Annotated in this window: 23 protein-coding genes and 1 pseudogene; 16 read left to right on the top strand and 8 right to left on the bottom strand. The window is 71.3% G+C overall.

Going from position 1 to position 19,805, the window contains the following annotated elements; all coding sequences use genetic code 11:
• Nucleotides 1-69 precede the first annotated feature (69 nt).
• Together HNR57_RS17820 and HNR57_RS17825 are read left to right on the top strand one after the other, a co-directional pair.
• Nucleotides 70-330, top strand: coding sequence for a DUF3099 domain-containing protein (locus HNR57_RS17820; protein ID WP_184561003.1), 261 nt, complete (start codon nucleotides 70-72; stop codon nucleotides 328-330).
• 37 nt (nucleotides 331-367) lie between these two features.
• A complete protein-coding gene (locus HNR57_RS17825; protein ID WP_184561004.1) occupies nucleotides 368-745 on the top strand; it encodes a VOC family protein in 378 nt (125 codons plus the stop codon).
• On the opposite strand, the gene HNR57_RS17830 is transcribed toward HNR57_RS17825, so the two are convergent.
• On the bottom strand, nucleotides 739-1,101 hold the full coding sequence (locus HNR57_RS17830) for a DsrE family protein (RefSeq protein WP_184561005.1): 363 nt from the start codon (nucleotides 1,099-1,101) through the stop codon (nucleotides 739-741). The genes HNR57_RS17825 and HNR57_RS17830 overlap by 7 nt on opposite strands.
• 204 nt (nucleotides 1,102-1,305) lie before the next feature.
• Here HNR57_RS17830 and HNR57_RS17835 point away from each other — a divergent pair, with 204 nt between their 5' ends.
• The 3 genes from HNR57_RS17835 to ygfZ are packed head-to-tail and all read left to right on the top strand — an operon-like array spanning nucleotide 1,306 to nucleotide 3,311.
• Nucleotides 1,306-1,881 carry a heme-binding beta-barrel domain-containing protein gene (locus tag HNR57_RS17835; protein WP_184561006.1) on the top strand — a complete coding sequence of 192 codons (576 nt, stop codon included), beginning with the start codon at nucleotides 1,306-1,308 and terminating at the stop codon, nucleotides 1,879-1,881.
• A gap of 16 nt (nucleotides 1,882-1,897) precedes the next feature.
• Nucleotides 1,898-2,335, top strand: a complete 438-nt coding sequence (locus HNR57_RS17840) for a Fur family transcriptional regulator (protein ID WP_030849015.1) — start codon at nucleotides 1,898-1,900, stop codon at nucleotides 2,333-2,335.
• A gap of 10 nt (nucleotides 2,336-2,345) precedes the next feature.
• Entirely contained in the window at nucleotides 2,346-3,311 is a 966-nt protein-coding gene (gene ygfZ, locus HNR57_RS17845) for a CAF17-like 4Fe-4S cluster assembly/insertion protein YgfZ (RefSeq protein ID WP_184561007.1), read from the top strand.
• 19 nt (nucleotides 3,312-3,330) lie between these two features.
• Here ygfZ and dtd read toward each other — a convergent pair whose 3' ends face one another.
• Nucleotides 3,331-3,756, bottom strand: coding sequence for a D-aminoacyl-tRNA deacylase (gene dtd, locus HNR57_RS17850; protein WP_030242984.1), 426 nt, complete (start codon nucleotides 3,754-3,756; stop codon nucleotides 3,331-3,333).
• Between the two features lie 211 nt (nucleotides 3,757-3,967).
• On the opposite strand from dtd, the gene HNR57_RS17855 reads away from it, so the two are divergent.
• From HNR57_RS17855 to HNR57_RS17865, 3 genes are all read left to right on the top strand, one after another.
• Nucleotides 3,968-4,600 carry an RsiG family protein gene (locus HNR57_RS17855; protein ID WP_184561008.1) on the top strand — a complete coding sequence of 211 codons (633 nt, stop codon included), beginning with the start codon at nucleotides 3,968-3,970 and terminating at the stop codon, nucleotides 4,598-4,600.
• A 75-nt stretch (nucleotides 4,601-4,675) separates the two neighbouring features.
• Entirely contained in the window at nucleotides 4,676-5,938 is a 1,263-nt protein-coding gene (locus HNR57_RS17860) for a GNAT family N-acetyltransferase (RefSeq protein ID WP_184561009.1), read from the top strand.
• A gap of 248 nt (nucleotides 5,939-6,186) precedes the next feature.
• On the top strand, nucleotides 6,187-7,104 hold the full coding sequence (locus HNR57_RS17865; RefSeq protein ID WP_184561010.1) for a FadR/GntR family transcriptional regulator: 918 nt from the start codon (nucleotides 6,187-6,189) through the stop codon (nucleotides 7,102-7,104).
• Between the two features lie 36 nt (nucleotides 7,105-7,140).
• Here HNR57_RS17865 and HNR57_RS17870 read toward each other — a convergent pair whose 3' ends face one another.
• Nucleotides 7,141-7,329: a hypothetical protein gene (locus HNR57_RS17870; protein WP_031143363.1), complete on the bottom strand. Its 189-nt coding sequence runs from the start codon at nucleotides 7,327-7,329 to the stop codon at nucleotides 7,141-7,143.
• 147 nt (nucleotides 7,330-7,476) lie between these two features.
• Here HNR57_RS17870 and HNR57_RS17875 point away from each other — a divergent pair, with 147 nt between their 5' ends.
• Both HNR57_RS17875 and HNR57_RS17880 read left to right on the top strand, forming a co-directional pair.
• On the top strand, nucleotides 7,477-8,367 hold the full coding sequence (locus HNR57_RS17875; RefSeq protein WP_221342674.1) for a winged helix-turn-helix domain-containing protein: 891 nt from the start codon (nucleotides 7,477-7,479) through the stop codon (nucleotides 8,365-8,367).
• Nucleotides 8,368-8,396: 29 nt separating this feature from the next.
• Nucleotides 8,397-9,110 (top strand): HAD family hydrolase, encoded by a 714-nt coding sequence (locus HNR57_RS17880; RefSeq protein ID WP_313674008.1) that lies wholly within the window; start codon nucleotides 8,397-8,399, stop codon nucleotides 9,108-9,110.
• A gap of 8 nt (nucleotides 9,111-9,118) precedes the next feature.
• On the opposite strand, the gene HNR57_RS17885 is transcribed toward HNR57_RS17880, so the two are convergent.
• Nucleotides 9,119-9,301 carry a hypothetical protein gene (locus HNR57_RS17885; protein WP_184561012.1) on the bottom strand — a complete coding sequence of 61 codons (183 nt, stop codon included), beginning with the start codon at nucleotides 9,299-9,301 and terminating at the stop codon, nucleotides 9,119-9,121.
• Between the two features lie 171 nt (nucleotides 9,302-9,472).
• Here HNR57_RS17885 and HNR57_RS17890 point away from each other — a divergent pair, with 171 nt between their 5' ends.
• The 5 genes and pseudogenes from HNR57_RS17890 to HNR57_RS39575 all read left to right on the top strand — a co-directional run.
• Nucleotides 9,473-10,351, top strand: coding sequence for a winged helix-turn-helix domain-containing protein (locus tag HNR57_RS17890; RefSeq protein ID WP_184561013.1), 879 nt, complete (start codon nucleotides 9,473-9,475; stop codon nucleotides 10,349-10,351).
• Between the two features lie 259 nt (nucleotides 10,352-10,610).
• On the top strand, nucleotides 10,611-12,800 hold the full coding sequence (locus HNR57_RS17895) for an aminoglycoside phosphotransferase family protein (RefSeq protein ID WP_184561014.1): 2,190 nt from the start codon (nucleotides 10,611-10,613) through the stop codon (nucleotides 12,798-12,800).
• Nucleotides 12,801-12,838: 38 nt separating this feature from the next.
• Complete coding sequence (locus HNR57_RS17900) at nucleotides 12,839-13,462, top strand: TetR family transcriptional regulator (RefSeq protein WP_184561015.1); 624 nt, start codon at nucleotides 12,839-12,841, stop codon at nucleotides 13,460-13,462.
• A 40-nt stretch (nucleotides 13,463-13,502) separates the two neighbouring features.
• Nucleotides 13,503-15,524: a HelD family protein gene (locus HNR57_RS17905; RefSeq protein ID WP_184561016.1), complete on the top strand. Its 2,022-nt coding sequence runs from the start codon at nucleotides 13,503-13,505 to the stop codon at nucleotides 15,522-15,524.
• 21 nt (nucleotides 15,525-15,545) lie between these two features.
• Nucleotides 15,546-15,925: pseudogene (locus HNR57_RS39575) on the top strand (RraA family protein); the annotation flags it as partial.
• A gap of 19 nt (nucleotides 15,926-15,944) precedes the next feature.
• Here the strand turns inward: HNR57_RS39575 and HNR57_RS17915 are convergent.
• From HNR57_RS17915 to HNR57_RS17925, 3 genes are read right to left on the bottom strand one after another with little or no spacing between them, the layout of a single operon-like run.
• Nucleotides 15,945-17,117: a GDSL-type esterase/lipase family protein gene (locus tag HNR57_RS17915; RefSeq protein WP_184561017.1), complete on the bottom strand. Its 1,173-nt coding sequence runs from the start codon at nucleotides 17,115-17,117 to the stop codon at nucleotides 15,945-15,947.
• A 5-nt stretch (nucleotides 17,118-17,122) separates the two neighbouring features.
• Nucleotides 17,123-17,710, bottom strand: coding sequence for a TetR/AcrR family transcriptional regulator (locus HNR57_RS17920; RefSeq protein ID WP_184561018.1), 588 nt, complete (start codon nucleotides 17,708-17,710; stop codon nucleotides 17,123-17,125).
• A 48-nt stretch (nucleotides 17,711-17,758) separates the two neighbouring features.
• Nucleotides 17,759-18,220 carry a DUF2269 domain-containing protein gene (locus HNR57_RS17925; protein WP_184561431.1) on the bottom strand — a complete coding sequence of 154 codons (462 nt, stop codon included), beginning with the start codon at nucleotides 18,218-18,220 and terminating at the stop codon, nucleotides 17,759-17,761.
• Between the two features lie 208 nt (nucleotides 18,221-18,428).
• On the opposite strand from HNR57_RS17925, the gene HNR57_RS17930 reads away from it, so the two are divergent.
• Nucleotides 18,429-19,082, top strand: a complete 654-nt coding sequence (locus HNR57_RS17930) for a class I SAM-dependent methyltransferase (RefSeq protein ID WP_184561019.1) — start codon at nucleotides 18,429-18,431, stop codon at nucleotides 19,080-19,082.
• A gap of 11 nt (nucleotides 19,083-19,093) precedes the next feature.
• Here the strand turns inward: HNR57_RS17930 and HNR57_RS17935 are convergent, their stop codons facing one another.
• Nucleotides 19,094-19,804 (bottom strand): hypothetical protein, encoded by a 711-nt coding sequence (locus HNR57_RS17935; protein WP_184561020.1) that lies wholly within the window; start codon nucleotides 19,802-19,804, stop codon nucleotides 19,094-19,096.
• Nucleotide 19,805: the final 1 nt, after the last annotated feature.

Raw genomic sequence — 19,805 nt, forward strand, 5'->3', positions numbered from 1 at the left:
AGGGCCGCACCCCCCGGGTTGGACGCCTGGGGTGCGGCCCTTCGGCCTGCCCGGATCTACGCTGGACGTATGTACGCACGGCGGCGTCACACGTACTTCGCGATGATGGGCCTCTGCATCGGCCTCTTCGTGCTGGCCTGGGGTGTCGTGCGGCTGTGGTCCGTCCCCGCCGCCGTGGGGATGTGTGTCGTCGCCATGGTCATCCCGCCCGTCGCGGCCATGGTCGCCAACCGGCGCGGGCCGGAGGACCGGTGGTGGGACGACCCCTCCGGCGATCCCCAGTCCGACGAGTGGTGGGACGAGCTGGACGGCAAGAAGCGGCCGCACTGAGCGGCGTCGTCCCGCCCGTCCGGGGTATCCCGGCCCCATGAGACTGACAGCGGCGGTCCTGGACGCCCCGAACGCCCGCGAGCTCGCGGACTTCTACCTGCGGCTGCTGCCCGGCTGGCGGGTGTGGCGCGGGCAGGACGGGCAGGACTGGGTGCACATCCGCCCGCCCGGCGGCGGTACGGGGCTGTCGTTCCAGACCGAGCCCGCCTACCGGCCGCCCGTCTGGCCGAGCGCCGCGGACCGGCAGCAGATGATGATCCACCTCGACATCGAGGTCGACGATCTGGAGCGGGAGACCGCGCGGGCCGTCGCCGGGGGCGCGCGGCTCGCAGGGTTCCAGCCGCAGGACGACGTCAGGGTGCTGCTGGACCCGGCGGGCCATCCGTTCTGCCTCTACACGGCCCCGCCTCAGTAGACGAGCGCCTGCGTCCCGTCCGCCATCGCCTCCTGCACGAAGACCTGCGCGCCCGCGATACGGACCCCCTTGATGACGTCCTGCTCCGTGATCTCGCGGCGGGCCGCGCACTGCGTGCACAGGGTGACACGGCCGCCCACGAGGAGGGAGTCCAGCAGGTCGGGCAGGGGAGCCGCGTGCGGCAGCTCGAACTCGGCGGCACGGCCGGGCAGGGCGAACCAGGCTGACTCGCCGGTCAGCCACAGGGAGACGTCGACGCCGCTCGCCACGGCCACCGCCGCCACCGTGAACGCCTGAGAGCACCGTTCGGGGGCGTCGGCCCCCGCCGTCACCTTGATCACCAGCTTCTTCGCCATAGCCGGAATCGTAGTGCCGAAGGGGCCCGCGTAAGCTGGGCTCGGCCCTGTGCACCCATTCGCACCCCCGCTCAAGGAGCACCCCGTGGAGATCTTCTTCGAAATCCTGTTGGTCCTGGTCGCCGTCGGCGTCCTCGCCTTCGCCGGACTGACCGTGAAGAAGCTGTACCAGGGCCAGCGCTGACCCACGTCTAGGAAGTTCTCATGATCGAGATCCCGTCCGACCTCCACAAGGACCTCGTCCCGCTCGCCTTCCTGCTCGGCAACTGGGCGGGCGCCGGCGTGCACGACTTCCCCGGCTCCGAGAAGTGCAACTTCGGGCAGGAGGTCTCCTTCACCCACGACGGCCGGGACTTCCTGGAGTACCAGTCCCACAGCTGGGTGCTGGACAAGGACGGCAACAAGGTCCGTCCCCTGGAGTCCGAGCACGGCTACTGGCGGATCGACGCCGGCCGCAAGGTCGAGGTGACGATGACCCGCGACGACGGCGTCATCGAGATCTGGTACGGCGAGCTGGCCGACAAGAAGCCGCAGATCGACCTCGTGACGGACGCGGTGGCCCGCACGGCCGCCTCCCAGCCCTACACCGGCGGCAAGCGCCTGTACGGCTACGTCAAGAGCGACCTGATGTGGGTCGGCGAGAAGCAGACCCCCGAGGTCGAGCTGCGCCCGTACATGTCCGCCCACCTCAAGAAGGTCGTCACGCCGGAGGAGGTCGAGCGCTGGGCCAAGGCCCTGCCCGACGACATGCCGGACGACGGGATCGCTTTCTTCAAGTAGTCCTAGACTGGCCGGTGTGGTGAGCACCGACTGGAAGAGCGATCTGCGGCAGCGCGGTTACCGGCTGACCCCGCAGCGGCAACTCGTGCTCGAAGCCGTGGACACCCTTGAGCACGCGACCCCCGACGACATCCTCGTGGAAGTGAGGAAGACGGCGTCGGGGGTCAACATTTCGACGGTGTACCGGACGCTGGAGCTCCTGGAGGAGCTCGGTCTGGTCAGTCACGCGCATCTGGGGCACGGGGCGCCGACGTACCACCTCGCGGACCGGCACCACCACATCCATCTGGTGTGCCGTGACTGCCAGAACGTGATCGAGGCGGACGTCTCCGTGGCCGCGGAGTTCACGGCCAAGCTGCGGGAGACCTTCGGTTTCGACACCGACCTGAAGCACTTCGCGATCTTCGGCCGGTGCGAGGACTGCACGCTCAAGGCTTCAACTACCGAGTCGTAGGCTTACGTATATGAAGAGCCCCCTGCTGACCCTGCCCGGCGCCGTCCCCGCCGAGGGCGTGGACGAAGGCGTCGCCGCCCACTACGGCGATCTGTTCCGTGAACAGCGTGCCCTCGCCGACGGCACCGGATTCGTGGACCTCTCGCACCGGGGGGTCGTCGCCGTCACCGGCGAGGACCGGCTGGCCTGGCTGCACCTGCTGCTCACCCAGCACGTCAGCGACCTCCCGGCGGGCCGGGCCACCGAGGCCCTGATCCTCTCCGCGAACGGCCACATCGAACACGCGCTGTACCTCGTCGACGACGGCGGGACGGTCTGGGCCCATGTGGAGCCGGGCACCCAGGAGGCGCTGATCGCGTACCTGGAGTCGATGAAGTTCTTCTACAAGGTCGAGGTCGCCGACCGCACGGCGGACACCGCGGTCGTGCACCTCCCGGCAGGCTCCATCGCCGAGGTCCCCGAGGGCGTCGTCGTACGGGAGACGCCGCACGGGCGGGACCTGTTCCTGCCGCGCGCGGACCTGGAGGCCTACGCGGCGCAGGCCGGGCCGCCCGCCGGGATCCTCGCCCACGAGGCGCTGCGCGTGGAGCAGCACCGGCCCCGGCTCGGCTTCGAGACCGACCACCGCACCATCCCGCACGAGCTGGGCTGGATCGGGTCGGCGGTGCACCTGCAGAAGGGCTGCTACCGGGGGCAGGAGACGGTCGCCCGGGTGCAGAACCTGGGCAAGCCGCCGCGCCGGCTGGTCTTCCTGCACCTGGACGGCAGCGAGGTCCACCTGCCGGCGGCGGGCACCGAGATCCGGCTGGCCGACGACGGCCCCGACGGCCGGAAGATCGGCTTCATCACGACCTCCGCCCGGCATCACGAGCTCGGGCCGGTCGCCCTCGCCCTGGTGAAGCGGAACGTCGCCGTGGACGCCCGGCTGGTGGCCGGTGACACGGCCGCGGCCCAGGAAGTCGTCGTCGAGCCGTAGGACTTGTAGATCTTTCGGGTCAGATTTCGATCTGCACCGTGAACGGGCCGTCGTTCGTCAGCGATACCCTCATCGCCGCTCCGAAACGGCCCGTGGCCACGGTCGCGCCCAGAGAACGCAGCTGGGCCACCACCTCGTCGACGAGGGGTTCGGCCACGTCGCCGGGGGCGGCGGCGTTCCAGGTGGGGCGGCGGCCCTTGCGGGCGTCTCCGTAGAGGGTGAACTGGCTGATCACCAGCAGCGGGGCGTCGATGTCGCTGCACGACTTCTCGTCGTGCAGCATGCGGATCGACCAGAGCTTGCGGGCCAGCTGGGCCGCCTTCTCCTTGGTGTCCTCGTGGGTGACGCCGACGAGGACGCACAACCCCTCGCCCTCGATCGCTCCCACCGTCTCGCCGTCCACGACGACGCTCGCGCCGTCCACCCTCTGCACCACTGCTCGCATACGTCCATCATGCAGGGCGGTGACATCGGCGCCGCGGGCGGACGCCGCATGGCCCGAAAGGGTGGTTTGCGCGGGCGCCAACAGCCCCTGCACGGCCGTATTTTGCTGCTATACCGCCCATCTGGGGTCTATCGGGGGCACTCATTCCCATAGCGGCCACTTGGGGTGGCACGATGCTTGCACACACCGGTCGAGGGGACGGTTGAGGCACATGAGCACACCAAGCACCGGACAGCAGCAGGCGGCTTTCCGGTCGACGTACACGGGGATCGGCGCGTCGGAATACCACCGGCCGCCCACACAGCGCACGGACAGCCCGCGGCTGCCCTCGGACACCTCCGGACCGGATTTGCCCGCGCTGAGCCTGCCCGACCTGCGCACGCTTCGCCGCGAGGCCCAGCGCGACGAAGCCGACCTCAGCTATCTGCGGCGGCTGCTCCAGGGGCGGATCGACATCCTGCGCGCGGAGATCTCCCGGCGTTCGCCGGCGGGCGTGGCCTCCGCCGCCGCACCCGAGGAGGGGTCGGTGGTGGAGCGGCTGGCGGAGATCCTGCGGGACGCCCCGGCCCGGCACCGCTCCTCGGCCCGCCATCTGACCCTGGGCACCCCGCAGGGCGAGGAGTACCGGCGGCTGGCCGCTGAGATGCTCGCCGAGGTCGAGCTGTCCGACCTGGACGCGCGCACGGACCAGGAGCTGAACACGGCCATGGGACGTCTCGAACGCCATGAGCAGCAGGTCTCCCGGCGCCGGCAGCGGCTCCAGCGCACGGCCGACGAGTGCAGCGCGGAGATCACGCGCCGGTACCGCGAGGGGGAGGCGCAGGTCGACGACCTGCTGGTGTGAGCCGTCACGGGGCCCGGGGGAGGGCCGGTCGGTTATTCACGCGACACCGACCGGCCCTCCGCCTAGCGTGAGTTCATGACCTCCGTGTCCCGCGCCGACGACATCGACGTACGCCCGATCACCGCGTCCGAGTTCCCCGACTGGCTGCGTGCCGTGAACACCGGCTTCCTGCGGGTGCCCGCGCTCACCGAGGAGGAGATCGAGGGCCGGCGCGAGAGGTTCGTCGAGGGCCGCTACCTCGGAGCCTTCGACCACGGCAGGTGTGTGGCGACCTTCCGGTCGTTCGACCAGGAGCTCACGGCCGTCGGCGGGGCGGGCGTCCCGGCGGACGCGATCTCGGGCGTCACCGTCACCGCCACCCACCGCCGCCGCGGACTGCTCAGCCGGATGATGGCGCGGGACCTGGCGGCCGCCAGGGAGCGCGGGGACGTCGTCGCGACGCTGATCGCCGCCGAGTACCCGATCTACGGCCGCTACGGCTTCGGGCCGGCGACCTGGATGGCGGAGTGGACGATCGACGTGCCGCGCGCCGGCCTCGACGCCCGCTGGGCGGGCCCGGCGGACGGCGGGCGGATCGACCTGGTGGAGGGCGAGGACGTGCGCAAGCTCGGCCCCGACCTGCACGCGCGGCTGTGCCGCCGCCAGCCCGGCGCCATCGACCGCGACGAGCTGTGGTGGAAGTGGAACACCGGCGCCGTACGGATCGACCCGTCCTGGAAGGACCCGTTCTACGCGGTGTACCGCTCGGCGTCCGGCGAGGTCGAGGGCATGGCCGCGTACGACGTGGACGACAACTGGGGTGACGCCAAGCAGCCGTTGAACACGGCGAGCGTGCGGTGGCTGCTCGGCGTGACACCGGCCGCGGAACGCGCGCTGTGGGAGTACCTGTGCTCCATCGACTGGGTCGTGAAGGTGAAGAGCGGCTGGCGGGCGCCCGACGACCTGCTCCCGCACTTCCTGCGCGACCCGAGGGCGGCGGGGATCACCTCGCAGGCGGACTGGCTGTGGGTCCGGATCCTGGACGTCGTACGGGCCCTGGAGGCGCGCACGTACGAGGGGCAGGGGACGCTGGTGCTGGAGACAGCCGGGGTGGACGGGCTGACCGGCGGGCGCTACCGGCTGGAGGCCTCACCCGAGGGGGCGTCCTGCACGGCGACCACCGAGAGCGCGGAACTGGAACTGGGACTGGGCGAGTTGGCCGCGCTGTGGCTCGGGGACGAGTCCGCGGTGCGGCTGGCGGCGCTGGGGCGAGTGCGCGAAGAACGAGCGGGCGCCGCCCGGAAGGCCGACGCCCTGCTGCGTACGTCCAGGCGGCCTTGGTGCCCGGACATGTTCTGAGCCGCTCCCTCCTGCCGGTGATGCTGGGCCCGCATCCGTAGCGAGCTGTTCAGTTGTGGGTGTCGTGCGGCCGTGCCGGCCGGGCGGGACTCCCGGCTCCCCTCCGGAAGGGAGTCCCTGAGCGGGTGGCCAACCCTCTGAAGGTCTGACCATGTTCCCCAAGTTGGTTACCAACTTCACTGTTCTTATCTCCGCTTGGAAGCGGCTCATAACCACCTTTCCCTGAACTGCCTAAAGATGGCGGGAAGTTGTACTGTTCAGGTGTGGACCCGGAACACGACTCCGTCAATGGACGGAAGAGGTCGCAGCGGCCACAGAGAACACATCGCGAGGTGGCCGATGAGCTGCGTGCCCGGATCAGGTCGGGGGCACTGCGGCCGGGTGAGCGCATGCCCACCCAGGCCCAGCTGGCCCACGAGTTCGGTGTCGAGCGCGGTGCGGTACGGCAGGCGCTGCGCGTCCTGCAGTCCGAGCGGCTGCTCACCAACGTGTCCAAGGGCAGCCCGGCGACCGTCGCCGCCGACCCCGTCGGCGCCCTGACCGGCCCGCAGGCCCCGCCGCTGCCCACCACGGTGGCCCTCGCGCCCCGGATAGCGACGGCGTTCGCGGCGGAGCACGTCGAGATCGACGCGGTGTGCCTGACGTCCATCTCGCTCACGCTCGCCATCGGGGAACCGCTGCGGCAGATCCACGCCGGACGGCTGAAACCGGCCAAGGTCGACGTGCGGGTGCTGCTGCCGAGCCGGGACATCGACCTGGCCTTCCCGGTGCCGGTCGAGGGGAGCGGAGACGACTGGGTGCACGAGCGGTGGCTGACGATGCGCAATGCCCAGGGGCAGGTCCTCCAGCACAACCTGCTGGCCCTGCGCTCGACGCACGGCATCGATGTGCGGGTCACGTTCCGGGCGCTGCCCTTCACCCCGCCGGTGAAGCTGTACCTGCTCAACGGTACGGAGGCGCTGTTCGCGTACTACACGCTGACGCGCCGGGAGGCCGAGGCCGATCACGAGCAGCCGGCGCTGTACGACGCCCAGGGCACCCAGTCCATGCTGTTCGCCTTCCGGCAGGGCGCCGGGCTGCGCGACACGACGTTCGTGGAGCAGTCGCACCTGTGGTTCAACGCACTGTGGGAGACGATCAGTTCGGAGCTGGTGCTCACGACCTGACGTCTCCCACGGGTCGTTCCGGGGTGGCGCGGTGACTCATCGGGCGGGCCCCGTCATCAGCAGCGCGAGCACGACCGCTCCCGCGGAGCTGACGGCCGGGCTCTTGGCCTTGACGCCTACGGTGAGAAGGATCAGGCCGACGATGCCGGCCGGACCGTACTTCCACTGGACGAGCTGTTCGAAGGCGACGACGAAGGCGGCGGAGAGGAGAGCGAGGGCTGGCATCGGTGTTCCCCCTTCGGCAGTCCGGAAGCAAAACTTCCGCCAACTCCGAGAAGTTGGCAACCAACTCTGATTAAGTTGTCCCCACTTGGCCCCTAGTTATAAACAACTTCCAAACAACTGCCGCCAGATGGATCAGAGTTGTAGCGTTTGGTCGTGACCCAGGAGAGCGTGGCGGAGAACGTGGCAGTGAACGGCAGCAGAAGGTCATCGCCCCAGGAGATCGCCGACATCCTGCGGGAACGCATCCGTGCCGGTGATCTCAAGCCCGGGGACCGCCTGCCCACCCAGGCCGGACTCGCCGAGGAGTTCGGCGTGGAGCGCGGCGCCGTCCGCCAGGCCCTGCGCATCCTCCAGGAGGACGGCCTCCTCACCAACGTCAGCAAGGGCAGCCCGCCACGGATCGCCGCCCCCGCCCCGGCCCGGGGCGAGCCCCAGCCGACGATGGTGGGTCTGGCGCCGCGCCTGACGGAGGCGTTCTCGGCCCCGCGCGTCCGCGTCGACGTCGTCTGTCACACCGCGGAGACGCTGATGGTCGCCATCGGCGAGCCGCTGCGCCTGATCCACGAGGGCCGCATCCACCCCGAGGCCATCGACGTCCGCATCCTGGTCCCCTCCCGGGACATCGAGCTGGCCTTCCCCGTCCCGGTCGAGGCCCACGGCGACGACAACCCGGTCCACCAGCGCTGGCTGTCCATGCGCAACGCCCAGGGGCAGGTCCTCCAGCACAACCTGCGCGCGCTGCGCTCGACGCACGGCATCGACGTGCACGTCACGTTCCGGGCGCTGCCCTTCACCCCGCCGGTGAAGCTGTACCTCCTCAACGAGGAGGAGGCCCTGATCGGCTACTACATGCTGACCAGGCGGGCGGAGGAGTGGGGCAGCCAGACCCTGGACATGTACGACGTCCTCGGCTCCCAGTCCCTCCTCTTCTCCTTCGTGAAGCGGGCGGGGCGGCGGGACGCGGCTTTCGTCGAGGAATCGCAGAAGTGGTTCAACGCCCTCTGGGAAACCATCACGACGGACCTGACACTCTCCTAGTGACTTCTGATGCGACGCAGACTGGTGCGGTGACAATCGAGACCGAGAACGATCCGTACGGACTCCGCGATCTGACCAGACGCGCGCGCATCGTGCTCTGGGACTTCGACGGGCCCATCTGCCGCCTGTTCGCCGGGCACTCGGCGGAGCAGGTGGCGACCGACCTGGTCTCCTGGCTCGAGAGCCGGGGCCTGCACGGCCTGCTGACCGACACCGAGCGGGAGTCCCTCGACCCGCATGTCGTCCTGCGCGCCGTGGACCGCCGGCACCCCGGCAGCGACCTCGTCGCCGAGCTGGAGGAACGCCTCACCCAGGAGGAGCTGCGGGCCGCGTCGTCGGCCTGGCCGACGCCGTACGCGGATCCGCTGGTACGCACCTGGGCCGCGGTGGGTGCCCGGCTGGCCGTCACCACCAACAACTCGCCTCGGGTGGTCCGCAAGTATCTCGCGAGCCGCGGCCTCGTCGACTGCTTCGCCCCTCACATCTATGGCCGCACCCAGGAACTGCGCCACCTGAAGCCGGATCCGCACTGCCTGAATCGGGCGCTGAACGCGATGGGGGTGGCGTCGGGCGATGCCCTGATGATCGGCGACACGCCCTCCGACCTCGAGGCGGCGGAGCGGGCCGGGGTGCCGTTCCTGGGCTACGCGCGCAACGGGAAGAAGGCCAAACTCCTGAGGGCGGCCGGGGCCGATGTGGTGCTGGAGTCCCTGGAACCGCTGCTGAGGCTGCTGCGTACGTAGGCGCGCTGCTAGTACCGGGCGAGTAACAGGCCCATGAGGACGGCGGCTATGGTCAGGCAGGTTGGATTGCGGGTTCGGAGGCCGACCCCGAGGAGGAACAGGCAGAGCATGCCGGACGTGCCGTAGCGGGTCTCGATCATGCGCTCGGAGATCAGGCCGAAGAGTGCGGACAGTAGTTGTACGAGTTTCATGGCGCCCCCAGCTACCACTTCCCGTGAAGCGATCAACTTGCAGTCCAATTGGACTGGTTGTCGCAGAGTGGTTCTGCCCTGGGCTGCTGATCCCTTAACCGGCAGGCAAGTTGCCTTCCTGAGTTGACTGAAGCCGGTTTGACTGCAGGAGTGAAGAGGTACGGTCGCGGTGTGAGTGAGGGGCACACCGGCGAGGGCGGCGGCAGATCATTCAGGCGCGTCGCGGGAGAGCTGCGGGAGCGCATGGCCAGCGGCCGCTACCCGCTGAACTCCCTCCTGCCGCCACAGCGCGAGCTGGCCGACGAGTTCAGCGTCTCCCGTGACACCGTGCAGCGGGTCCTCAGGGAGCTGAAGAGCGAGGGCTGGATCGAGTCCCGTCAGGGGAGCGGGTCCAAGGTGATCAAGTCCCAGCGGATCCACTCGCCGACGAGCAGTCAACGGCCCGACCGCGTGATCACGCTCGGCCCTCTCATCAGTGCGGCGTTCGAGCAACCGGAAGTCGCCCTGGACGTCTATACGTTGACGTCCGAGTCGCTGGACGTCCACATCCGGCTGCAGGCCGAACGGATCCGCTCCGGCATCATCGCGCCCGAGCGCATCACCCTGCGCATGCTCCTGCCCTCGGAGTCGCTGGAGCTGCCCTACCCGCGCGCTCTCGACGACAGGGACGCTCCCCGCCTGAGAGACCGCTTCCGCACCATCACCAGGCGGAGCACCGAGTCCCTGAACCACGTGCTGAGGGACCTGGAGGCGGCGAAGCTGGTCCCGTCCGTGGAGCTCCAGATCCGGCACACACCCCTGACGCCGACCTTCAAGCTGTACGTGATCAACGGGGGTCAGGTATTGCACGGCCTGTACCAGGTCGTCGAGCGGGAGCTGGTTCTGGACAACGGGGAGCAGGTGCGGGCACTCGACGTCCTGGGCCTCGGCGCCACGCTGACGCACCACGTGGAGGACGACGACCCGGACTCGGCCGGGACCGTCTTCGTGGACACCATGCGCAGGTGGTACGGCTCCGTCTGGAACCTGTTGTCCGAGCGCCCCGAGTAGCGAAAGGGGCGCTGGGGAGGAGAGAGAGGGACAAGGGGCGGCTGGGTGTAGCATTCCCGCACCGTGCACCGATTGAGTCAAAAGCGCGTCCTCGTTCGTATGTGAAAGGGCTAACCGGCCCGCCATCGAACAAGTTCGCGCCACCTCATGCAGATGAGTGGCAAACCACCCGTATTGGCTCACTCCGCCATGCGCGGCACCGGCCGCGAACCTACGGTTTGCCGTACCGTCCCCCCTTCTCGTACTCCCGGAGCGGCCAGTGGGCGCACCCCCTCTTCCCCGTCCTCTTCTCGGGGAGCGCGCCTCGCACGACGCCACCTGCCGGGCCTTCGTGAAACTGGCCGCCGAGGTGGGGCAGGCGACAAGCGGCCACCACAACAGGAACTACGTCCTCCCCCTCACGGAGGGCATGGCCCGCCTGGTCGGGCGCGAAGCGGGGACCTCGGTGACCGTCCGGATCCGGCGTCCGGACGCACTGCCTGTCGTCATCCGGACGTGGCAGAACGAGGCGGAGATCCTCGACGCCGTCCGGGGGGCCCTGCCGCACGCGCCGGAATGCCTGGTCAAGCAGGACGGCTTCGCCATCCACAGCTTCGTGGAAGGCGTTCCGCTCTCCAGCGTCTGCGGCAACGGCAAGCCCGTCGACACCCTGCTCATCCAGGCCCTGGCGGGTCTGCTCGCCCAGATGGCGCATGTACGGCGGGGCGCGCTGCCGGCCCTCCCGACCGTCTGGCCCTGCAACGACATGGACAGCCAGGGCTTCCTCCAGACGCTGGTCCACCTGGCCGACCGGCAGATCAGACGGCCCAACCGGGGCTCCTTCGGCGGGCTGTTCGCGGCGCTCGGCATTCCGGAGAACACGCTCGCCGAGCTGGCCGGGCGGGTCCCCGCGATGGCCCGTCGGCCGTACAGCCTGCTCCACGCCGACCTGCACCGCGACAACGTGATCGTGTCGTACGCGGGTGACCCGCCGCTCATCTGTGTCGACTGGGAACTCGCGACCTACGGTGACCCGCTGCACGACCTCGCGACGCACCTCGTCCGTATGCGGTACCCGGCCGACCAGTGGGCCGAGGTGGTCGACGCGTGGGCCGGGGCCATGCAGGAGATCCGTCCGGCCGCCGTCAACGGCCTTGCCAGGGATCTGCGGCACTACCTGGCTTTCGAGCGGGCCCAGTCCGTCTTCCCGGACGTAATGCGGGCTGCCCGGTCGTTGGAGGAATCGTTCACGCAGACGAGCCTGGACGAGGCGACGGCCGAGGTGCGGCGGGCCCTGGAGGCGGCGGCGGAACCGCTGCGCCTCACGAAGGTGCCCCGCGAGGGCGAGATCAGGCGGGCTCTGTTCCGGTGGCTGGTGTCCCGCATGAACGGGGACATCAGCGGCCGGGCCTGGATCGCGAAGGCGTTCGAGTGGCGGCCTGACCGGCGTGTTCCGGAGCGCCCCGACTTCCCGCCCGCCGCGGTGCGGGAGGCCCTGCTGGCGGAGGGGGCCGCCCCCGCTGACCGGGTGTTCAAGGGGACCGCCCACCTGAACACGGTGGTGACGGTGCCGGGTGTCGACTCACCCGTGGTCGTCCGGCGGAAGCTGCCCGACGTGTGCCGCCGGGAGCGTGGTTTCCTCAGCGAACACGCCGTGCTGCGGGCGATCGAGGAGTCCGCCACCGATGTGGCGGCGCCGAGGGTGCTCGCCCTGGGCGAGACGTTGCAGAGCGACACCATCGCCTTCCACACCTACGTCGGGCCACGGGACGTCGGCCGGTTCCCCAGCCACCCTGTCCAAGGCCTGCTGCCGCACGAGGCCGACAGCCTGGTGGACCAGCTGTGCGCCCTGACCCGCGTGCGGTACGAGCAGGTCGATCCGACGGCCGGCGAGGGCCGGTTCCACTGCTGGCTGCGTGACCAGCTCATCGCCCTGGTGGGGGACCTGCCGAAGGAGTCGCAGCAGCTGGCCCGGCATCTCGGACTGCCCGACGCGGACCGGCTGCGGCTGATCCTCTCCCGGCACGAGTTGAGCGAGCGCAAGCCCGCCTTGCTGCACGGTGACCTGAACCCCTGGAACCTCGTACGCCGCGACGACCACTTGGCGCTGACCATCATCGACTGGGAGATGGCCGTCGTCGGCGACCCCCTCTACGACCTCGTCCGGCACATGCACCTCACGCCGACCCGGCCGGAGATCAGGGACCGGATGTTCCGCCGCTGGGAGAGCCGGCTGCCGGCCGAGTACACGCACGACTGGCGTACGGACTGGCAGGTGTACCGCTGGCTGGAGATCGTGCGCTCCGCCTATGTCGACCTGGACCGCATCGTGACCGGAGCGAGCCTGGACGCCCCGAACGTCCGGAGAGCCGTCGACTCCTACGCGGTGACCCTCGCCACCGCGACCGCTTCCCTCGGCCTCCCCACGCGCTCCACGGCGAACCCCTACCTCGCCCGCGCCTTCGCCTAGCCGACCGGCCGCTCCCCGCTACTGCGTAGGCTCCCCTCATGAGCGACCCCGGCCTGCGTGAGCGCAAGAAGCAGCGGATGTACGAGACCGTGTCGGACATCGCCGTGCGGCTCTTCATGGAGAAGGGGTTCGACGCGGTGTCCGTCGCGGAGGTGGCGGCGGCGGCCGAGATCTCGAAGCCGACGCTGTTCCGGTACTTCCCGGCCAAGGAGGATCTGGTGCTGTACCGGATCGCCGATCACGAGGGGGAGGCCGCCCGGGTGGTGGCGGAGGCCGAGGGGGCGGCCGTGGAGGCGTTGCGACGGCATTTCCTGGAGGGGCTGGAGCGGGGGGACCCCGTGACCGGGCTCAGCGACCATCCCGATGTGCTCGCGTTCCACTCCCTGCTCTACGGGACGCCCTCCCTGGTGGCCCGTGCGCACACGCACCAGGAGCGGTCGGAGGCCGCGCTCGCCGAGGTGCTCGGGGGTGATCTGGACGCGCGGCTCGCGGCCGGGCAGATCATGGCCGTGCTGCGGGTGCTCGCGCTGGAGAACTGGCGGCGGATCGCGGCGGGGGAGCGGGTTGAGGACGTGCGGCCGGACGCGGTCGCGGCGGCGGAGCGGGCGTTCGGGTGGCTCGCGGCCGGGCTGCCACCCCACCTCTCTGGTGAGGCTCGGTAATTTATTTAACTCAGTTACGTTTTCCCGTAGGCTCGGTGGAATGACCTCGACCGAGCCTGCCCTCCAGTCCGTCCTCGATCAGGAACGCACCCACCACGAGCGCTGCCGGACCGCCCTCGCCGCGATGGTCGAGGGCGCCGGCGAACAGGTCGTCATCGGGGAGGACGTGTCCGCCTCCGGGGCCGATGCCGAAGTCCTCGGGTACCAGCTGCGCAGCCGGGCGAAGGCGCTGCGGGAACTGCCCGAGGGGCCGCTGTTCTTCGGGGCCCTGCGCGGCCGCGAGGGGCAGTTGCACATCGGGCGGCTGCGGATCTCCGAGCACCCGGCCGAACCGCCCCTCGTCGTCGACTGGCGTGCCCCCGTCTCGCGGGCCTTCTACCAGGCCTCGGCCCGGGACCCGCAGGGCGTCGCCGTGCGGCGCCGGTTCGGCTGGGCGCCCGGGAGCCGTGGCGACTCCGGGGATCTCACCGGCCTGGAGGACGAGCACCTGGAGCAGGGGGAGACGCGCGACAGCGAGATCGTCGCCCGGGAGATCGAACGGCCCCGGGTCGGGCCCATGCGGGACATCGCCGCGACGATCCAGCCCGAGCAGGACGACCTCGTCCGGGGGGACCTCGCGCTGTCGGTGTGCGTGCAGGGCGCGCCGGGCACCGGCAAGACCGCCGTCGGGCTGCACCGGGCCGCGTACCTGCTCTACACGTACCCGCAGCGCATCCGGCGCGGCGGTCTGCTGATCCTCGGGCCCAACCGCACCTTCCTGTCGTACATCGCCGAGGTGCTGCCCGCCCTCGGCGAGAGCGGGGTGCGGCAGTCGACGCTGGGGGAGGAGATCGCGCGCGGCCCGGTCCGCGGCGTGGACGACGAGCGGGCCGCCGTGGTGAAGCACGACGCCCGGATGGCGGAGGTGCTGCGGCGGGCGCTGTACGCGCGCGTGCGCGTCGAGGGGAGCGGCGCGGAGATCGTCCTGCCGGACGGGGCCTACCGGTGGCGGGTGCCGGCGGGGGAGCTCGCGCGGATCGTGGCCGGGGTGCGGGAGGAGGAACCGCCGTACGAGGTCGGGCGGGAGTGGGTGCGGGCGCGCATCGTGCGGTGTCTGCGCGAACAGGTCGAGCGGCGGGCCGGGCCGCCGCCCAGCGCCTGGGTGCGGCGGGTCGAGCGGGCGCGGCCGGTGTCGGCGTACGTCGACGCCGTGTGGCCGCGGGTACGGCCGGAGGAGGTGGTGGCCGGACTGCTCGGCGACGAGCGGGTGCTGGCGGCGGCCGCCGAGGGGCTGCTCGACGCCCGTGAGCAGCGGGCCCTGCTGTGGGACCGGCCGCCCCGGTCGTGGAAGTCGGCCCGCTGGTCGGCCGCCGACCTGGTGCTGCTCGACGAGGTCGCCGGGCTGATCGCGCATCCGGAGGGGTACGGGCACGTCGTCGTCGACGAGGCGCAGGACCTGTCCCCGATGGAGTGCCGGGCCATCGCCCGCCGGGCCCGCTTCGGTTCGCTGACGGTGCTGGGTGATCTGGCGCAGGGGACGACGCCGTGGGCGGCCCGGTCCTGGCGTACGGTCCTCGCGCACCTGGGGAAACCGGACGCGGCCGTGGTCGCCCTGACCACCGGGTTCCGGGTGCCGCAGGCCGTCGTCGGGCTCGCCAACCGGCTGCTGGAGCGGCTCGACGTGGACGTGCCGGCGGCCCGTTCGCTGCGCGGGGACGGGGAGTTGCGGATGCGGGAGACGACCGTGGACGGCGTGCCGGGGGCGGTCGTGGCGGCCGTTCGGGACGCGCTGGGACGGGAGGGCTCGGTCGGCATCGTCGCGGCGGACGCGGACGTCCCCCGGGTGCGGGCGGCACTGGACGCGGCCGGCATCGGGGCGGCGGGCCCGGACGAACTCGGCGCGCGGGTCGCCCTGGTGCCGGCGAGCGTGGTCAAGGGCCTGGAGTACGACCATGTCGTGGCCGTCGAGCCGGCGGCGATCGCCGAGGCGGAGGAACGGGGGCTGCACCGGCTGTACGTGGTGCTGACGCGGGCGGTGTCGCGGCTGGAGGTGGTGCGAGGCAGGCCGCTGCCGTTCCGGTGAAACGCGGTCAGGGTCCAGGGCATGGCTGACGTCGGCGCTTTCACGGACATCCCCACGACCACGCCGGCCGACTTGCCGGGCCGAGGGCAGGTCATGGACTTCGGAATCCGGCCGCTGTGGGGCCCGGTGCCCCGGGTGGCCGGACCCGCCTTCACCGTGCGGTGCCCTCCCGGCGACCACCTGATGCCGCACGCCGCGATCCACCGGGGCCCGGCTCGGTCGTCGTCGTGGAGTCGGGCGACCTCGACTGCGCCCTGGCCGGCGGCAACGTCTGCGCCGTCGCCCGGCGCCGGGGCATCACCGCGTTCGTCGCCGACGGGCTGATCCGCGACCTCGCCGAGGTCCGGGAGGTGCGCAGCGGGTGCGCTGCGGCGGGGTCACGGCCGACGCGGGCGACACGGTCGGACTGACGGACCGACCTCAGCCGAAAGGCCCTCCCTTCGTGAAGGCCAGTTCGTGGAAGCGGGTGCCGATGTGGTCGTGGGTGGCGGCGTCCGGGTGGACGTGGTCGGGCAGGGGGAGGGCGGTGGCGTCCTTCGGGCCGTAGAGGGCGAGGCCGTCGAGGTAGTGGAGGTTCGGGTCGTCGGCGGCGCGCTGTTCGACGATGCGGGACAGTTCCTCACGGATGACCGTCAGGGTGAGTTTGCCCATGGGCGTCTCCGCCGGGTCGCCCATCGGGGCGAAGACCAGGCGGCCCTTGCCGATCTCGTCGCCGTCGGGGGCGGTGGGGCCGGGGGTGTCCTCGTGGATGGCGCAGTGGATGGGGGAGACGAGCAGCAGCGGGGTGTCCGGGTGCCCGTCGCGGATCGTGTCGAGGAAACCGTGCACGGCGGGACCGAAGGCGCGCAGCCGCATCGCGTCCTGGTTGACGATGTTGATGCCCATCTTGACGCTGATCAGGTCGGCCGGGGTGTCCCGCATGGCACGCGCGGTGAACGGGTCGAGCATCGCGCTGCCCCCGAAGCCGAGGTTGACCAGCTCCACACCGCCGCGCAGCGCGGCGATCGCCGGCCAGATGGCCGTGGGGCTCGCGGCGTCCGAACCGTGGCTGATCGAGCTGCCGTGGTGCAGCCACACCCGGCGGCCCCGGTCCGCCGCGGGCGTGACGGGCGCGTCCGTGCGCAGGGCGACCAGCTCGGTGGTCTCGTTGTGCGGCAGCCAGATCTCGACGTCCTTGTCCCGCGCGGGCAGACCCGTGAAGCGCACGGTGCCGACCGGGCCGGGCGTGACCTCGCCCGCCCAGGTGGCGAGGTCCACGGTGAGGACGTTGCCGCCGGTCCCCGCGGCCTGGCCGGCCCGGACGCCGTCGACGAGCAGGTCGTACAGCCCGTCCGGGCGCGGCGGGAAGCCGGTGTAGTCGCGCTTGGTGCGCAGCGTGTCCAGTTCGACGGCGGTCGCGGCGGTACGGAACACCAGGCGTACGCCGGAGGGCTGGGCCTCGGCCATCGCCAGCTGCGCGTTGCTGTTCTGCGCGCGGGCCCGGGCGGGGAGCCGGTGGGGGAGCAGACCGTGCTCGGTGCGCTCCACGTCGAGGGCGCCGCGCAGCAGGTCCGCCGTGATCGGGGTGGTGATCCAGTCGTGCTCGGTGTGCATGGGTGTCAGCCTCGGGGATCGGTAGGGGCCACGGGCCAGTTCCGCAGCAGCGTGTCGAGGGCGTCGAGGATCCGGGCCCAGGTCTCCTCGGTGTCCGGGGCGCTGTGGCTGAAACCGCCGCCGAGCTCCAGACTGACGTAGCCGTGGAAGACGCTGCCGAGCAGCCGGACCGCGTGGGTCTGGTCCGGCTCCGTCAGGTCGTAGCCGCGCAGCAGCGCCCGGGTCATCTGCGCGTGCCGGACACCGGCGCTCGCGGCCGCCGCTTGCGGATCGAGCCGTAGCTGGGCCGCCGAGTAGCGGCCCGGGTGTTCCCGGGCGTAGTCGCGGTACACGTTCGCGAGGGCGGCCAAGGCGTCCTTGCCGGCCCGTCCGGCCAGGGCCTCGGCGGCCCGGTCGGCCATTTCCGTGAGGGCGAGCAGGGCGATCCTCGTCTTCAGGTCGTGGGAGTTCCGCACGTGCGAGTAGAGGCTCGCGACCCTGACGTCGAACCGCCGGGCGAGTGCCGAGACGGTGACCTGCTCGAAGCCGACCTCGTCGGCGAGCTCGGCGCCGGCCTCGGTCAGACGCTCGGGCGTCAGTCCTACGCGTGCCATGAGGGCTCTCCCTTCTGCCTGAAGAGAGTGTGCCCTTGCCTAAAGACTTTAGGCAAATGCCTTTGCCATTCTGCGACCACGGCGGGTCTTCCCCCATGGCTTCAGGACGGAGATCACCGTCATGAAGACGTACGCGGACAGCGACACGACCGGCCCGAACAGCACGTCACCGGCGTCCGGCAGCGGCCCGCCCGCGGCGACGGCGGTGACCGCGGAGTTCACCCCGGGCCGCAGCGCGAACACCGTGGCGGTGGTCGTCGCGAGGGTCAGCCAGAACTTCGTGTACACCCACCGGTACCGGGCCAGGCCCCACTTCGTGCCCAGCGACAGCAGCAGGCCGCTGAGGAGCGTGAGGAACGCGACGGGCAGCAGGAGCCAGTCGGCGAAGAGCTTCATGGCCCGCACGGAGGCCTCCACGGTCCCGGCGGACCCGGTGGTGGCGGCGGTGATCCCGAGCGCGAGCAGTCCGAGCGTGAGCCCGAGCCAGCCGGCGGAGGCGATGACGTGCAGGGCGAGAGCGGCCCGGCGGGCCGGGCGGCCGAGCCTCGGCGGCGGGCCCGGGCGCGGCTTCCTCGGCTTGCCCGGCTTCTGTTCGGTAGGCGTGTCCACGTCGGACACGGTGCCGAACGGGGGGCGCGGGGTCGTCGCACGGCGGGAGTAACCCGGCGTACCGGCGTCGGAGTACGGGTCGGGTCACGCCGTCGCCTAGGTTCGCGGCATGACCGAGCCCTCCCACCTCACCGCTGTCCGCGAGTCCTACGACACCGTCGCCGCCGACTACGCCCGGCGCGTCAAGGAACCGGCCGCACTGGACCCGGTGTCCCGCGCGATGCTGGCCGCGTTCGCCGACCTCGTACGGCCCCCGCACCCCGGGCCGGTCGCCGACCTGGGCTGCGGCCCCGGCAAGGTGACGGCACATCTGGCGGCCCTCGGGGTGCCGGCGTTCGGCGTGGACGTGTCGCCGAGGATGATCGAGCTGGCCCGGGCGGCGTACCCGGAACTCCGCTTCAGCGTCGGTTCGATGACCGCGCTGGACATCACCGGCGGCGAGCTCGGCGGCATCCTCGCGTACTACGCCACCCACCACACCCCGCCGCAGTGGCTGCCGACCGTGTTCTCCGAGTTCCACCGCACCCTCGCGCCCGGCGGCCGGCTGATGCTGGCCGGCCATGTCGGCGACGGCGAGCGACTCCGCCCGACTCACGCCTATGGCGACCATCCGGTGTCCTACGCGTCGTACCTGCTCCCGCCGGACCGCATCGCCGAACTCCTCCACCGGGCGGGCCTGGTGGTCACGACGCGGGTGGTGCAGGAGCCGGAGGGAGGGACGAAGAGGCAGGTGGGCACGTTCCTGGCGTACAAGCCGGGGTGACGCCGGGTGGCTCAGGCCGGGCGTTCCCGCACCCACACCCGGAGCGGTCCGACGGCCTCGAAGCCGTGGCGGACGGCGGCCGCCAGGTCGTCTCCCCGCTCGTAGCCCACGACGGGCAGGGCGGGGAAGAGCCGGCAGGCCGCGTGCAGGACGAGGGGCCAGGCCACCTCGGGAGGTCCGAAGACGTTGGACACGCCGACCACGTGACTGCTTCGGCAGGCCACCGCTCCGACGGTCACCCGGCCGTCGGCGGACCGCCCGGCGAGCACGAACGTCTCCGGGTCGTCGAGCAGCCCAGCCCCGAACAGGTCCGCGTTGCCGCCCCCGCCGTCCCAGGCCCGGGCCCAGTCGCGCAGCGCGTCCGGATCTCTCACGGCATCCCAGGTGAGGTCCGGCGCGGCGACGGGAACACCCGCCGGACGGTGGATCCACTCCGCCTCGAACAGCACCCGGAACCCGGCCCCGGTCAGATCGAGGTCGGCGAAACTGTCCTTCACCGAGGCCCCGGGCGATGCCGTGTCGATGCGCGCGACGAGCGCCTCCGGGTCGGCGCCCGGCTCCAGCGTCACGGCGTCGGGGTAGTAGAGAGGCGTCCGCCGGGCGGCGGCCCAGGCTTCCTTCCCGAACCCGCTGTCCACCTCGTGGGTCCGGCACATCACCGCACACCACTCGGCGTTGTTGCGGGCGGCGGACCGGACCAGGGCTTGCTGCGGAGTCGTCACG

Origin of the sequence: Streptomyces paradoxus (genome assembly GCF_014202475.1) — a bacterium.
In the GTDB taxonomy this organism is placed as follows: Bacteria; Actinomycetota; Actinomycetes; order Streptomycetales; family Streptomycetaceae; genus Streptomyces; species Streptomyces paradoxus.

Coding starts and splice junctions, on each gene's coding strand:
- HNR57_RS17820 (WP_184561003.1), top strand. CDS start 70: ATGTACGCACGGCGGCGTCACACGTACTTCGCGATGATGGGCCTCTGC.
- HNR57_RS17825 (WP_184561004.1), top strand. CDS start 368: ATGAGACTGACAGCGGCGGTCCTGGACGCCCCGAACGCCCGCGAGCTC.
- HNR57_RS17830 (WP_184561005.1), bottom strand. CDS start 1,101: ATGGCGAAGAAGCTGGTGATCAAGGTGACGGCGGGGGCCGACGCCCCC.
- HNR57_RS17835 (WP_184561006.1), top strand. CDS start 1,306: ATGATCGAGATCCCGTCCGACCTCCACAAGGACCTCGTCCCGCTCGCC.
- ygfZ (WP_184561007.1), top strand. CDS start 2,346: ATGAAGAGCCCCCTGCTGACCCTGCCCGGCGCCGTCCCCGCCGAGGGC.
- dtd (WP_030242984.1), bottom strand. CDS start 3,756: ATGCGAGCAGTGGTGCAGAGGGTGGACGGCGCGAGCGTCGTCGTGGAC.
- HNR57_RS17855 (WP_184561008.1), top strand. CDS start 3,968: ATGAGCACACCAAGCACCGGACAGCAGCAGGCGGCTTTCCGGTCGACG.
- HNR57_RS17860 (WP_184561009.1), top strand. CDS start 4,676: ATGACCTCCGTGTCCCGCGCCGACGACATCGACGTACGCCCGATCACC.
- HNR57_RS17870 (WP_031143363.1), bottom strand. CDS start 7,329: ATGCCAGCCCTCGCTCTCCTCTCCGCCGCCTTCGTCGTCGCCTTCGAA.
- HNR57_RS17885 (WP_184561012.1), bottom strand. CDS start 9,301: ATGAAACTCGTACAACTACTGTCCGCACTCTTCGGCCTGATCTCCGAG.
- HNR57_RS17900 (WP_184561015.1), top strand. CDS start 12,839: ATGAGCGACCCCGGCCTGCGTGAGCGCAAGAAGCAGCGGATGTACGAG.
- HNR57_RS17905 (WP_184561016.1), top strand. CDS start 13,503: ATGACCTCGACCGAGCCTGCCCTCCAGTCCGTCCTCGATCAGGAACGC.
- HNR57_RS17915 (WP_184561017.1), bottom strand. CDS start 17,117: ATGCACACCGAGCACGACTGGATCACCACCCCGATCACGGCGGACCTG.
- HNR57_RS17920 (WP_184561018.1), bottom strand. CDS start 17,710: ATGGCACGCGTAGGACTGACGCCCGAGCGTCTGACCGAGGCCGGCGCC.
- HNR57_RS17930 (WP_184561019.1), top strand. CDS start 18,429: ATGACCGAGCCCTCCCACCTCACCGCTGTCCGCGAGTCCTACGACACC.